Source organism: Achromobacter sp. 01N37 (genome assembly GCF_056399725.1).
Genome location: NZ_JBFTRX010000005.1, coordinates 720,037 through 733,555 on the forward strand (window position 1 = coordinate 720,037; position 13,519 = coordinate 733,555).

At 61.9% G+C, this 13,519-nt stretch carries 14 protein-coding genes; 5 read left to right on the plus strand and 9 right to left on the minus strand.

The window, feature by feature from the left end; translation table 11 throughout:
• The first annotated feature begins 2 nt into the window (after nucleotides 1-2).
• Nucleotides 3-428, plus strand: a complete 426-nt coding sequence (locus AC1DSJ_RS14775; protein ID WP_054424409.1) for a DUF1841 family protein — start codon at nucleotides 3-5, stop codon at nucleotides 426-428.
• Nucleotides 429-441: 13 nt separating this feature from the next.
• On the opposite strand, the gene AC1DSJ_RS14780 is transcribed toward AC1DSJ_RS14775, so the two are convergent.
• Entirely contained in the window at nucleotides 442-804 is a 363-nt protein-coding gene (locus tag AC1DSJ_RS14780; RefSeq protein WP_054424411.1) for a c-type cytochrome, read from the minus strand.
• Between the two features lie 10 nt (nucleotides 805-814).
• Entirely contained in the window at nucleotides 815-1,168 is a 354-nt protein-coding gene (locus tag AC1DSJ_RS14785; RefSeq protein WP_006217806.1) for a c-type cytochrome, read from the minus strand.
• 187 nt (nucleotides 1,169-1,355) lie between these two features.
• Here AC1DSJ_RS14785 and AC1DSJ_RS14790 point away from each other — a divergent pair, with 187 nt between their 5' ends.
• Both AC1DSJ_RS14790 and AC1DSJ_RS14795 read left to right on the plus strand, forming a co-directional pair.
• Complete coding sequence (locus AC1DSJ_RS14790; protein ID WP_054424413.1) at nucleotides 1,356-2,237, plus strand: AAA family ATPase; 882 nt, start codon at nucleotides 1,356-1,358, stop codon at nucleotides 2,235-2,237.
• Nucleotides 2,238-2,262: 25 nt separating this feature from the next.
• The gene (locus AC1DSJ_RS14795) at nucleotides 2,263-3,435 is read left to right on the plus strand and encodes a vWA domain-containing protein (RefSeq protein WP_175170854.1); all 1,173 of its coding nucleotides are present in this window, start codon (nucleotides 2,263-2,265) and stop codon (nucleotides 3,433-3,435) included.
• Nucleotides 3,436-3,453: 18 nt separating this feature from the next.
• Here AC1DSJ_RS14795 and AC1DSJ_RS14800 read toward each other — a convergent pair whose 3' ends face one another.
• The 3 genes from AC1DSJ_RS14800 to AC1DSJ_RS14810 form a co-directional block, all read right to left on the minus strand.
• Entirely contained in the window at nucleotides 3,454-4,011 is a 558-nt protein-coding gene (locus tag AC1DSJ_RS14800) for a GNAT family N-acetyltransferase (protein ID WP_346552149.1), read from the minus strand.
• A 102-nt stretch (nucleotides 4,012-4,113) separates the two neighbouring features.
• Nucleotides 4,114-4,491: a hypothetical protein gene (locus AC1DSJ_RS14805; RefSeq protein ID WP_054424416.1), complete on the minus strand. Its 378-nt coding sequence runs from the start codon at nucleotides 4,489-4,491 to the stop codon at nucleotides 4,114-4,116.
• Nucleotides 4,492-4,740: 249 nt separating this feature from the next.
• Nucleotides 4,741-5,340, minus strand: a complete 600-nt coding sequence (locus AC1DSJ_RS14810) for a GNAT family N-acetyltransferase (RefSeq protein WP_054424418.1) — start codon at nucleotides 5,338-5,340, stop codon at nucleotides 4,741-4,743.
• Nucleotides 5,341-5,439: 99 nt separating this feature from the next.
• Between AC1DSJ_RS14810 and AC1DSJ_RS14815 the strand changes: the two genes are divergently transcribed.
• Both AC1DSJ_RS14815 and AC1DSJ_RS14820 read left to right on the plus strand, forming a co-directional pair.
• Nucleotides 5,440-8,196: a M16 family metallopeptidase gene (locus AC1DSJ_RS14815; protein WP_427949727.1), complete on the plus strand. Its 2,757-nt coding sequence runs from the start codon at nucleotides 5,440-5,442 to the stop codon at nucleotides 8,194-8,196.
• Nucleotides 8,197-8,491: 295 nt separating this feature from the next.
• Nucleotides 8,492-8,881: a DUF4148 domain-containing protein gene (locus AC1DSJ_RS14820; RefSeq protein WP_054424421.1), complete on the plus strand. Its 390-nt coding sequence runs from the start codon at nucleotides 8,492-8,494 to the stop codon at nucleotides 8,879-8,881.
• Nucleotides 8,882-9,276: 395 nt separating this feature from the next.
• On the opposite strand, the gene dnaJ is transcribed toward AC1DSJ_RS14820, so the two are convergent.
• From dnaJ to grpE, 4 genes are all read right to left on the minus strand, one after another.
• Nucleotides 9,277-10,410, minus strand: a complete 1,134-nt coding sequence (gene dnaJ / locus AC1DSJ_RS14825) for a molecular chaperone DnaJ (protein ID WP_054424424.1) — start codon at nucleotides 10,408-10,410, stop codon at nucleotides 9,277-9,279.
• 109 nt (nucleotides 10,411-10,519) lie between these two features.
• Nucleotides 10,520-12,445: a molecular chaperone DnaK gene (gene dnaK, locus AC1DSJ_RS14830; RefSeq protein WP_476760337.1), complete on the minus strand. Its 1,926-nt coding sequence runs from the start codon at nucleotides 12,443-12,445 to the stop codon at nucleotides 10,520-10,522.
• 81 nt (nucleotides 12,446-12,526) lie between these two features.
• Entirely contained in the window at nucleotides 12,527-12,931 is a 405-nt protein-coding gene (locus AC1DSJ_RS14835; RefSeq protein WP_054424428.1) for a thioredoxin family protein, read from the minus strand.
• Between the two features lie 17 nt (nucleotides 12,932-12,948).
• A complete protein-coding gene (gene grpE / locus AC1DSJ_RS14840) occupies nucleotides 12,949-13,506 on the minus strand; it encodes a nucleotide exchange factor GrpE (RefSeq protein ID WP_054424431.1) in 558 nt (185 codons plus the stop codon).
• Between the last annotated feature and the right edge of the window lie 13 nt (nucleotides 13,507-13,519).

Genomic DNA, 13,519 nt, shown 5'->3' on the forward strand with positions numbered 1-13,519 from the left:
CGATGTTCAATCCCTCACGCGACCAAGTCCGCGAATTCTTTATCGACACCTGGCGCAAGCACCGCGCCAACGAGGTGCTGACCCCGCTTGAGGCCATCGCGCTGGATTGGATCATCGAGCATCCGGAATATCACGGCGACCTTGAAAGCCCCGACGCCATGACCGCGGAATACGCCGTGGAAAAGGGCCGCACGAATCCTTTTCTGCACTTGTCCATGCACCTGGCCATTGCAGAGCAGCTGTCAATCGACCATCCGCCCGGCATCCGCCTCGCCTATCAGCAACTGACGGCGCGCTCGGACGCCCATCACGCGGCGCACGAAATCATGGAATGCCTGGGACAGGTGGTGTGGGAAGCGCAGCGGCTGGGCACGCCGCTGGACAGCGACAGCTATATCGATCTGATCCGCCGCCGCGCCAGCCTCTGAACCCGCTAGCGGGTTATTTGCGTACGCCCAGGTCGCTGGGCAAGGACGCCAGCCACGCCGATACGTTGGAGATGTCCTGGTCGGACAGTTGCGTGGCGAATGCGCCCATGATGGGGTTCTTGCGCACATTGGCCGTGGCCGCGCTGCCGGAGGCGCCGCGTTTGTAGGCTTTCAGTGCGTGGGACAGGTAATCRGCGTGCTGGCCGGCCAGCGTCGGGTAGGCCGGGTCCACCGCCGTCTTGGCGTCGGCGCCATGGCACGACGCGCAATTGAATTTGTCGAAGACGGCCTTGCCAGCCGCCAGATCCTGCGCGTGGGCGGCAGAGCCCGCGATAGCGAGGGTCGCGCCCAGAAGGGCAAGCATCGTGCGATTCATGGTTTGCCCCTTATTTGAGATTCGAGTAGTACGCGGCCAGATCGGCGATGTCCTGGTCGGACAAGCTGCCGGCAATGGCGTCCATCGTGGGATGGCTGCGCGCGCCTTTCTTGTACTCGTTAAGGGCGGTTTCGATGTACTTGGCGTTCTGGCCAGCAATCATCGGCACGTGATAGAGCTCGGGAAACGTCGCCTTGTAGCCTTCGATGCCATGGCATCCGATGCACATGGAAACCTTGTCGCGGGCGTTTTGGATATTACCGACAGGCGCTGCGTCAGCAGCAACAGCCTGGCCGGCGATCGCACAGGATGCCATCGCGGCCAACACGGAAACCGTGCACTTCAGAGAGGTTCGCAACTTCATTGGAATGGCTCTTCTTGGTATGGCTTAAGGACTAGGGCCTGCTCACACGTTGGCCCCCTGCAAACACGTTGCGGGTCGAACCCAGCTGCAAATCCAACTGCAAAACCGCCTGATTGTACGATAATTGCCCAGGATTAATACCTTACGATGGGTTTGATCCCCGTCAATTCTCGGAAGCCATCAGACAATGTCAGCAGCCCAGTCCGCCACCTCCGCGTCGCCTGCCCGCTTCAACGGCACCGACAGTTATGTCGCCACCGATGACCTGAAACTCGCCGTCAACGCCGCCCTGACCTTGCAGCGCCCCTTGCTTATCAAGGGCGAGCCCGGCACCGGCAAGACCATGCTGGCCGAAGAGGTCGCACGCGCGCTGGGCCGGCCGCTGCTGCAATGGCATATCAAGTCCACCACGAAGGCGCATCAGGGCTTGTACGAATACGATGCCGTGTCGCGGCTGCGCGACTCGCAGCTGGGTGATGAAAAAGTCCGCGATATCCGCAACTACATCGTGCAAGGCACCTTGTGGCAAGCGTTCCAGGCGGATGAGCCGGTGGTGTTGCTGATCGACGAAATCGACAAGGCCGACATCGAGTTTCCCAACGACCTGCTGCGCGAACTGGACCGCATGGAATTCCATGTGTACGAAACGCGCGAGACGATTTCCGCGCGCCATCGCCCGCTGGTCATCATCACATCCAACAACGAGAAGGACCTGCCCGACGCCTTCTTGCGCCGCTGCTTTTTCCATTACATCCGCTTCCCCGACCGCGACACCATGCGCGACATCGTGGCCGTGCACTACCCGCATTTGAAGCAGGACGTGCTGCGTGCGGCGCTGGACACGTTCTTTGCGCTGCGCGATGCGCCGGGCCTGAAGAAAAAGCCGTCAACGTCGGAACTGCTGGACTGGCTGCGCCTGTTGCTGGCTGAAAACGCCACGGCCGCCGAAATCGACGCACACACCGCCACCGCCGTGCCCCTGATGGCCGGCGCCTTGTTGAAGAATGAGCAAGACGTGCATCTGCTGGAACGCCTCGCGGCCATGACGCGCGGCGGCCAGCGCCGCTGATCTTGCCGCCACGCGCAGCCCGCTCATGCTGATCGACTTCTTCTACCACCTCCGGGCACACAAGCTGCCCGTCTCGGTCAAGGAATACCTGACGCTCGTGGACGCGCTGCGCCACGACCTGATGGCGCCCACGCTGGACGAGTTCTACTTCCTGGCGCGCGCCACGCTGGTCAAGGACGAGTCGCTTTACGACCGCTACGACAAGGCCTTTGGCGCCTACTACAAAGGCATCGAAGCCGCCCTGCCCGCCGGCAAGGAGATCCCGCTGGACTGGCTGATCAAGCAGTTCGAAAAGAACCTGTCGCCCGAAGACAAAGCCGCCATCGAAAAGCACGGCTGGGACAAGCTGATGGAGCTCTTCAAGGAACGCATGGAAGAGCAGAAGGAACGCCATGCGGGCGGCAGCAAATGGATCGGCACCGGTGGCACCTCGCCGTTCGGCAACGGCGGCTATCACCCCGAAGGCATCCGCGTGGGCGGCGCATCGGCCGGCAACCGCACGGCCGTGAAGGTCTGGGACATGCGCCAGTTCAAGGACTACGACGATCAGGTCGAACTGGGCACGCGCAACTTCAAGGTTGCGTTGCGCCGGCTGCGGCGTTTCGCGCGCGCAGGCGCCGAGATGGAGCTGGACCTGGACGACACCATCGCCAGCACCGCCCGCAATGCCGGCCACCTGGACTTGCGCATGGTCCCCGAACGGCACAACACGGTAAAGGTGCTGATGCTGCTGGACGTGGGCGGCAGCATGGACGACCACATCGGCCGCGTCGAGGAACTGTTCTCGGCCGCGCGCAGCGAATTTCGCAACCTGGAAGTCTATTACTTCCACAATTGCCCCTACGAAAGCCTGTGGCAAAGCAATCGGCGGCGTCAGAACGAACGCTTCGACACCTGGGACGTGCTGCGCAAGTACAACCCGGACTGGCGGCTGATCATCGTCGGTGACGCCACCATGAGCCCTTACGAAATCCTGCAACCGGGCGGGTCGGTTGAGCACTACAACAAGGAGCCCGGCGCGCAATGGATGCGGCGGCTGCTGGATGCCTGGCCGAAATCCGTCTGGCTGAATCCGGAGCCCACGGCGTCCTGGCAGTACCGTCAATCCATCGCGCTGATGCGCGACATCATGCAAGACCGCATGTACCCGGTCACGGTTGCCGGTCTGGAACAAGCCATGCGGGTGCTGTCGAAATAACGCGCGGCCGGTAAGGGATCAGCCATCCACCGGCTGTTCAGGCGTATCCAGAATCCGCTGATAAAACGCCAGGTCCAGCCACCGGCCAAACTTGAATCCCGCTTGCTTGACCGTGCCGGCGTGCGTGAAGCCCAGCTTTTCATGCAGGCGGATGCTGCCGTCGTTGGACGCATCAATGCCGCCCACCAGCACGTGCACCTGATTCTGGCGCGCCCGCTCAATCAGCACGCGCATCATCGCTTCGCCCAGGCCCTTGCCGCGAAAACGTCCGTCGACATACACGGAATGCTCGACGGAATACTTGAACGCGGGCCACGCGCGGAAAGTGCCGTAGCTGGCGAACGCCATCAGCTCACCGTCTGCGTTCTCGAAACCGACCACCGGAAAGCCGCCCTGCTGCTTGGTCTGGAACCAGCCCTGCATCGCCTCGCGCGGACGTGGCTTGTAGTCATACAGCGCGGTCGAGTTGACGATCGCGTCATTGAAGATGGCCAGAATCTGGTCTGCATGGCGTTCATGCGTGCAGTCGACAAGGATTGCGCCGTCGGGCGCGACGATTTCAGCGGGCGTTTTCATGGGCAAAAGTGTACCGGGCGGCTCTGGAACCCGTCACGCGCCACGCATAAAAAAAACCGGCAATCTGCCGGTTCAGTAAGGTGTTGCCGCTTCTGGCCACTCTCAGGCGGCGCGGCTCTCCACTGATCGGTTGGCGGCGGACGCACTGCGCAAGCCGGGGCATTGGCGCCAGGACAGTTCGTCTGCATCCATGTCCAGGTCGAATAGGTCGTTCGCGGCCGGCCAAGGATGGCTGCGCGCGGCGGCGCCTTCCATCTCCAGCACATGTCCGGCGAACCCGCGGGGCGAACCGCCGCACTCCTCGAAATACCGCTGGGTGCTCAAGTCCACCACATAGGTGGTCATGTCATGGGTCAGTATGGCCACGAATTGGCCGTCATCACTGGCATAGGCGTACTGAAATTGCCCTTTGATCCCGTCGCCGTTCAAGGCGTTGCCGGTCAGTTGGGACAAGGCACGCGTGACGATCTCGGTCAGCATGGGTCGTTCCTCCGAAAAATGCGCCGGCAGGATGCCGGCAGCGAAGGCGCGAACGACAAGCACCGGCGCCGCACTCAAAGCGGCGTCTGGCGTTGGACGGGAAGCCGGTAGACGGCTGTCGCGCATCCCGTCGGCAACAGCTACTACGTCTTCAAAAGCTTACACCCGCGAACCTGCCGACCTCAAATTTGCCTTGTGCACTAAGGATATTGCAATGCAACACCCTATGACGACGCGGTTTTCGGGCCGTTATGCGGCTGCAACCGGCATGCCGCCTAGGTCGGCGTCACCATTTTTTGTGCGCATCCAATGCTCCCGCGGCAGGCGATAAAGCACATGTTGTTGCAACGGGTGCCCATTCGCCACAGCGGGATGGTCAAACAGGTCGGCATCCGCAAGCATGCCCAGCTTCTCCATCACCGCCCTTGAACGCTGGTTGCCCACCGCCGTGAAGGCCACGATTTCGTGCAGGCCCACCTGCTCGAAACCCACGCGCAGCGCGGCCTCGGCCGCTTCTCTGGCGTAGCCCCGGCCCCAGTACGGCTGCGCCAGACGCCAGCCGATTTCTACGCCTGGCGCAAACGGCAGCGTCGGCGGCATCGGCTTGATGCCCACGAAACCGACAAACGGCGCCACGCCGGGCGCCTCAACCGCCCAAAAGCCCCAGCCATGTTCATCAATGCCCGCCGCCAGGCGGCCAGCCAATGCATCGCTTTCGGACTCGGACAGCGGCAGCAGGAACTCGGTGACGCGCGGGTCTGCGTTCATTGCCGCGAACGGCTTGCGATCATCGGCGCGCCATTGGCGCAGCACAAGCCGCGGCGTTTCAACTTCCAGAGATAGAGACATGTTGCACTTCCTTGCCTTGCGCTACGGGGTGGCAGCCCCTGAACCATTGCCAACGTATACACTCCAACGGATTCTGCCATGCCAAAGGAATTGTCTGCCATGCGCCTGTCCCTGTCGAAGCTGCCGCGCCCGTTGGGTGTGCTGCTGTTCTCATCCTTCCTGGCCTTTCAGGCCGGCGCCGCGCCCCTCCCGGCGGGTGTCTCGGAGGCCGCCTCGATTGAAGGCATTACCGAATACCGCCTGGCCAACGGCTTGAGAGTGCTGCTGGTTCCCGATGAATCCAAGCCGTCCACCACCGTCAACATGACGTACCTGGTGGGCTCGCGCAACGAGAACTACGGCCAGACCGGCATGGCGCACCTGCTTGAACACATGCTGTTCAAAGGCACGTCCACCACCCGCAACGCCATGGGCGAATTCTCGCGCCGCGGCTTGCAAGCCAACGGCTCGACCTCCAGCGACCGCACCAATTACTTCGCCAGCTTCGCCGCCAACCCCGACACCTTGAAGTGGTATCTGGGCTGGCAGGCCGACGCCATGGTCAATTCCCTGATCGCCAAGGAAGACCTGGACTCGGAAATGACCGTCGTCCGCAACGAAATGGAAAGTGGCGAAAACAGCCCGTCCCGCATCCTGATGCAGAAGATGCAAGCCGCCGCCTTTCAGTGGCACAGCTACGGCAAGAACACCATCGGCGCGCGCTCCGACGTTGAAAATGTCGACATCGCCCAACTGCGCGCCTTCTATCACGAGTACTACCAGCCCGATAACGCCGTGCTGATCGTGGCCGGCAAGTTCGACCCGCAAGCTACGCTGGCGGATATTCAGGAAACGCTAGGCAAACTGCCCAAGCCCGAGCGCAAGCTGCCGCCCGAATACACGGTGGAACCCACGCAAGACGGCGAACGCTCGGTGACCTTGCGGCGCACGGGCGGTACCCCGCTGGTGGCCGCGATGTACCACATCCCTGCGGCCGGCAGCGCAGACTTCGTGCCGCTGGACCTGGCCACCGTCATTCTGTCCGACACGCCGTCGGGCCGCCTGTATCACGCGCTGGTCGCCACCAAGCTGGCTTCGGGTGTGTTTGGCTTCACCATGGAAAACCGCGACCCGGGCCTGGCGATGTTCGGCGCGCAGCTGCCCCCCGGCAAGAACCTGGACACCGCCATGACGGCGCTGACCAGCACGCTGGAAACGCTGGCGAAGAAGCCCTTCACACAACAGGAGCTGGACCGCGCGCGCAGCAAATGGCTGACCGCGTGGGAACAGACCTATAGCGATCCCGAGCAGGTGGGCGTGGCGCTGTCTGAAGCGATCGCCGCGGGCGACTGGCGCTTGTTCTTCCTGCAACGCGACCGCGCACGCAAGGCCTCGCTGGCCGACGTGCAAAAGGCCGCTGTCACGTATCTGGTGCAAAGCAACCGCATTGAAGGCCGCTACATCCCCACCGAAAAGCCGCTGCGCGCCCCGCAATTGCAGCGTGAAGACCTGACTGCCGTTTTCAAGGACTACAAGGGCGATCCCGACTTCAAGGCCGCATCCGCCTTTGATCCCACGCCGGAAAATATCGACAAGCTCACCCAGCGCAAGAAGCTGGACCTGCCCAACGGCCCGGTCCAACTGGCGCTCTTGCCCAAGGCCACGCGCGGCAACCGCGTGCAGGCGCAGATGCTGATCCAGTTCGGCAATGAAAAAGACCTGCGTGGCCAACGCGTGAACGCCAGCGCCGTCGCCGACCTGCTGACCCGCGGTACGGCCAAGCTGTCGCGCCAGGACATCCAGGACCGTCTGGACAAGCTGCAAGCCGAGCTTGGCTTCAGCGGCGGCGGCACCACGCTCAAAGTCGCGATGTCGACCAAGAGCGAAAACTTGCCCGAACTGACCGCGCTGGCGCTGGAGATCGTGCGCACCGCGAACTTCCCGAAGGAACAGCTTGAGGAATACCAACGCCAGATCGAGACCTCGATCCAGAACGCCATGACCGAGCCCTCGGCGCTGGCCGGCCGCGCCCTGGCTCGCCAGGACAACCCGTGGCCTGCCGATGACCTGCGCTATGTGCCCACGTTTGACGAAGCGCTGGCCAGCGTGCGCGGCCTGAACCGCGACGCCCTGGTCAAGTTCCACACCAAGTTCTATGGCGCGGGCAAGATCGAGTATTCGGCCGTTGGCGATTTCGAGCCGGAAGCCGTGGAAAAGGCCATCAAGACCGGTTTGGCCGGCTGGAAGAAGGCGCCCGCCTACACCCGCGTGCCCAACCCCTACCGCGACATTCCCGCCAAGCAGTTCGACATCGACACGCCCGACAAGGCCAACGCCTTCTATATCTCGCGCATGCCGCTGAAGCTGCAAGACACGGACGCCGACTACGCGGCCCTGTACCTGGCCAACTACCTGTTCGGCGCGTCGGAAACGTCACGCTTGTGGAACCGCGTGCGTGAAACCGAAGGGCTGTCGTACAACGTGCGCAGCTCGCTGTCGGTCTCGTCGTTCGAACCCAGCGCCAGCTGGACCATGTACGCCATCTACGCGCCGCAAAACCGCGAGCGCCTGGAGAAGGCCATCAACGAAGAACTGGCCCGCGTGCTGAAAGAAGGCTTCTCGGACAAGGAAATTTCCGACGGCATCAATGCGCTGCTGAACTACCGCAACCTGGCCCGCGCGCAGGACGACATCCTGGCCAGCACGTGGCTGGACTACCTGCAACGCGGCCGCACATTCGAATGGTCGGCCGAGATGGACAAAAAGATCTCGGCGCTGAAACCCGAAGCGGTCAACGCCGCCCTGCGCAAATATCTGCGGCCTGACGGCTTCAGCACCGCCGTGGCGGGCGACTTCAAAAAGAAGGCAACGCCTTGATCCGCTGAGCACTTCTCGCAACACCGGCCCCTGCCTTGTGCAGGGGCTTTTTTTTGCACGATGAAATCCGGGTTCCCAGGCAGCCAGGCCTTTGAATCCGCATAACCATGCCATAGGTGGGGAATTTTTTTCACAAATAACTTATTACTCGGTTATTTGGAAAGATGTTTTCAAGGAATACGGGTTTATCCCAGGTGGGATGACGCGCACAATTCAGTCATCGGGAACAAACAACGAACCACGACGGAGGGCCGCCGGATTCGGTCCCCACTAAAAACGAATTGGAGGTCTCACCATGAAAACCCTAACCACCACCCTGCTTCTGTCCCTAGCCCTGGTTGGCGTTGGCGCCCAAGCCGCCGGCGTTGAACAAGCCAAGACAAGCGCACAAGTCGCGACCGAATTGCAGCAAGCCAAGGCCAGCGGTCAATATACCTTCGGCGAACTGGACTATCCGCCCGCCCAACCCCAAGCGGCCAGCCTGACCTCGCAAGACGTGCAAGCGCAGCTGCAACAAGCCAAGATCAGCGGCGAATACACGTTCGGTGAACTGCAATACCCGCCCGTCGTTGCGGCTCCGGCCAGCGTGAAGACCCGCGCCGAAGTCCAGCAGGAACTGGCTCAAGCCAAGGCCAGCGGCCAATACACGTTCGGCGAACTCGAATACCCGCCGATCACCCGGTGAGCTGCTTGCTGTAGCCCGGCCGGCCTCAGGCGGCATCATGGCTTGAGGCCGGTTTCTTCCGGTACAGCGGCAACCGCAGTAGCAGTACCTAGTAGTAGCAGTACGAGGTAGTAGCAGTACGAGGTAGTAGCAGTACGAGGTAGTAGCAGTACGAAGTAGTAGCAGTACGTAGCACTAGCAGTACGAAGTAGTAGCGGTACGTAGCACTAGCAGTACGTAGCACTAGCAGTACGAAGCAGTAGCTATACGAAGCAGTAGCAGTACCAAGGCCGCGGCGCAAAGCTGCGGCCTTTTTATTACGTAAGATGGGCAAAGCGCCCAATGAAAGCCCAACGAATCCCCAAAAGAAAAAGCCGCGATCTCGTCGCGGCTTTTCCACAGGCCCTTCAGCCCTTTCAGCTGAAGAATTCCTTCACTCGGTCCGTCCAGGACTTGCTTTGCGGCGAGTGGCGATCGCCACCGTCGTTCAGCGAGGCCTCGAACTGGCGCAGGATGCTCTTCTGGTCTTCGCTCAAGCGCACGGGCGTTTCCACGACGACGTGGCAATACAGGTCGCCCGGATAGCTGCCGCGCACGCCGCGAATACCCTTGCCGCGCAGCCGGAAAGTCTTGCCCGACTGGGTGCCTTCGGGAATCGAGATCTCGGCCTTGCCGCCCAGCGTGGGCACCTGAAGCTCGCCACCCAATGCCGCCGTGGTGAACGGGATGGTCAGCTCGCAGTGCAGATCGTCGCCATCGCGCTGGAAGATCTTGTGCTGCTTGATGTGGATTTCCACATACAAGTCGCCCGGGGGGCCGCCGTTGATGCCCGGCTCGCCATTGCCGCTGGAGCGGATGCGCATGCCGTCATCGATACCGGCCGGAATCTTGACCTGCAGGGTCTTGTTGCGGCGGATACGGCCCACGCCGTCGCAAGACGGGCACGGGTCGGTGATTTCCTTGCCATTGCCGTGGCAGGTCGGGCAGGTTTGCTGCACGCTGAAGAAGCCTTGCTGCATCCGCACGGCGCCCGAGCCACCGCAGGTGCGGCAGGTCTTGGGCGACGTGCCAGCCTTGGCGCCAGAGCCGTGGCAGGTATCGCAGTTTTCCCAGCTGGGGACGCGGATTTCGGTATCGAAACCGGCCGCGGCCTGTTCCAAGGTGATTTCCAGCGCGTACTTCAGGTCGGCGCCGCGGTACACCTGCGGGCCGCCGCCGCGACGGCCACCGCCGCCGCCACCGCCAAAGATCTCGCCGAAAATGTCGCCAAAGGCGTCGGCAAAACCGCCGCCCATGCCCGCCCCGCCCATGCCGGCGGAGTTGGGGTCGACGCCCGCATGGCCATAGCGGTCATACGCGGCGCGCTTCTGTTCATCACCCAGGACCTCGTAGGCTTCCTTGGCTTCCTTGAACTTCTCTTCGGCTTCTTTGCTGTCCGGATTGCGATCCGGGTGGTACTTCATGGCCAGCTTTCGATAGGCCTTCTTGAGTTCGTCGTCCGCGGCGTTTTTTGCTACGCCCAAGACTTCGTAATAGTCGCGTTTTGCCATGATCCGTGGGCTCAAAAACGAGCCATCTTTTCAGTGCTACAGAATGAGTACGCCCGGTAGGCGGATTTCTCCGGCTACCGGGCGGCAGAGGCTGGTCAGCGCCCGGCCATTATTGGTCGCGCYTGACTTCCTTGAAGTCGGCGTCGACGACGTTGTCGTCTACCGGCTTCGCGTTATCGGCCGCTTGTTGCTGGCCGGCGGCTTGTTGAGCCTGCATGTCGGCGTACATCTTTTCGCCCAGCTTCTGCGATGCGGTCGACAAGGTTTCCACCTTGGCGTCGATCGCGGCCTTGTCGCCTTCCTTCAGCGTGTCTTCCAGGTCCTTGATGGCGGCTTCGATGCTTTCCTTTTCGGAAGCTTCGAGCTTGTCGCCGTACTCGGTCAACGACTTGCGGGTGGCGTGCACCAGCGCGTCGGCCTGGTTGCGCGACTGAGCCAGCTCGGCAACACGGTGATCTTCCTCGGCGTTGGCCTCGGCATCCTTGACCATGCGCTGGATCTCGTCTTCCGACAGACCCGAGTTGGCCTTGATGGTGATCTTGTTTTCCTTGCCGGTGCCCTTGTCTTTGGCGGACACGTGCAGGATGCCGTTAGCGTCGATGTCGAACGTGACTTCGATCTGCGGCATGCCGCGCGGCGACGGCGGAATCCCTTCAAGGTTGAACTCGCCCAGGGCCTTGTTGCCCGCGGCTATTTCGCGCTCGCCCTGGAACACCTTGATCGTCACGGCCGGCTGATTGTCGTCAGCGGTCGAGAAGGTCTGCGAGAACCGGGTCGGGATCGTCGTGTTCTTCTGGATCATCTTCGTCATCACGCCGCCCAGGGTTTCGATACCCAGCGACAGAGGCGTCACGTCCAGCAGCAGCACGTCCTTGCGGTCGCCCGACAGCACGGAACCTTGAATGGCGGCGCCAGCGGCAACAGCTTCATCCGGGTTCACGTCCTTGCGCGGATCTTGGCCGAAGAATTCCTTCACCTTTTCCTGAACCTTGGGCATGCGGGTCATGCCGCCGACCAGGATCACGTCGTCGATGTCGGAAACCTTCACGCCAGCGTCCTTGATGGCGACGCGGCAGGGTTCGATCGTGCGTTCGATCAGTTCTTCAACCAGCGCTTCCAGCTTGGCGCGCGTGATCTTCAGGTTCAAGTGCTTCGGACCCGAGGCATCCGCCGTGATGTACGGCAGGTTGATTTCGGTCTGCTGAGCCGACGAGAGTTCGATCTTCGCCTTTTCAGCCGCTTCCTTCAGGCGTTGCAGCGCCAGCACGTCTTTCGACAGATCAACGCCTTGTTCCTTCTTGAACTCGGCAATGATGTAGTCAATGATGCGTTGGTCGAAGTCTTCGCCGCCCAGGAAGGTGTCGCCGTTGGTCGACAGCACTTCGAACTGCTTTTCACCGTCAACGTCAGCGATTTCGATGATGGACACGTCGAACGTGCCGCCACCCAAGTCATAGACGGCGATCTTGCGGTCGCCCTTTTCGGTCTTGTCCAGGCCGAACGCCAGCGCGGCTGCGGTGGGTTCGTTGATGATGCGCTTGACTTCCAGACCGGCGATGCGGCCGGCGTCTTTGGTGGCCTGGCGCTGGCTGTCGTTGAAGTAAGCGGGCACCGTGATGACGGCCTCGGTCACTTCTTCGCCCAGGTAGTCCTCGGCAGTCTTCTTCATCTTGCGCAGCACGTCGGCCGACACTTGGGGAGGCGCCATCTTCTTGCCGCGCACTTCCACCCAGGCGTCGCCGTTGTCGGCGCGAGCGATGGTGTAGGGCATCAGGTTGATGTCCTTTTGCACCGCTTTTTCTTCGAACTTACGGCCGATCAGGCGCTTCACCGCGTACAGGGTGTTGCGCGGGTTGGTCACAGCCTGGCGCTTGGCGGGTGCGCCAACCAGGGTCTCGCCGTCGTCCATGTAGGCAACGATCGAGGGGGTGGTGCGAGCGCCTTCCGCGTTTTCAATGATTTTGACCTGCCCGCCGTCCATGACAGCTACGCAGCTGTTGGTCGTGCCCAGGTCAATGCCAATAATCTTGCTCATGGTGGGTTACCTTGAATTGAATCTATGAAAATAGAGAGAAACTTCTTGTCCCCACATAACTGGGGCTACTCGCAGGGTTTTTCAAGACGCCTTGCTGGAATTTTCCGCATTCGGGTCTTGCAACCGATGAATTGCCGCCGTGAACTGGGGCAATCCGGGCCAACCGGTGATACGACCGAGCCGTTTGCCGGCCCGGTACAGCACAAAAGTGGGGACGCCATGCAGGGAAAAGCGGCGGCCCAGGGGCTCGTCGGCATAGACATCGGCCTCGAACCACGTCAGGCCCAGCTCAAGCAAGGTGGCTTGATGCAGCAGCGCCGCCTGCTTGAAAAGATTGCAGTTATAGCAATCCTGCCCCCACAAAAACACGCAACGCAAGTCCGACCCCGGCGCCTGGACCACGGCGGCATCGAATCCCGCGGTGTCGACATGACGCATGCCGAACACCTGGAAAACCTGAGCCGGATCGAAACGGGGATCGGTCATGGTGCGCGCGAGGCGGTTCAGCCCTGACCGGCAGACACCACCACCAGCGCCGGACGCAACGTCCGGTCAGCGATGACGTAGCCTTTTTGCAGCAGCTGCACCACGGTATTGGCGGGCTGCTCGTGGGGAATGGACGAAATCGCCTGATGCAGGTGCGGGTCGAACTTGTCACCTTGCGCCGGGGCGATGTCTTTCAGCAGATTGCGCTCAAAGGCGGCGCTCAGCTGCTTCAAGGTCACTTCGACGCCTTCGCGCAGCGTCGCGACGGTCTGGTCAGGCTGGGCCAGTGCGGCTTCCAGGCTGTCCTTGACCGGAACCAGGCTTTCGGCGAACGACTCGATGCCGAACTTGCGCGCCTTGGACACTTCTTCCTGGGCGCGGCGGCGCACGTTCTCAGCTTCGGCGTGCACACGCAGAAGCTGGTCGTGCTGCTCATTGACGGTAGCCTGGGCGGCGTCCAGTTGGGCGCGCAACTCGTTCAGCTCGGCCTGTGCGGCGTCCTGGGCGGCGGGGGCCGCGCCGGCGTTCTGGCCGGCTTCGGGCGTCTGATCTACAGGCTCGTGGGGTGCCGTCATGGGGAATCCTCCA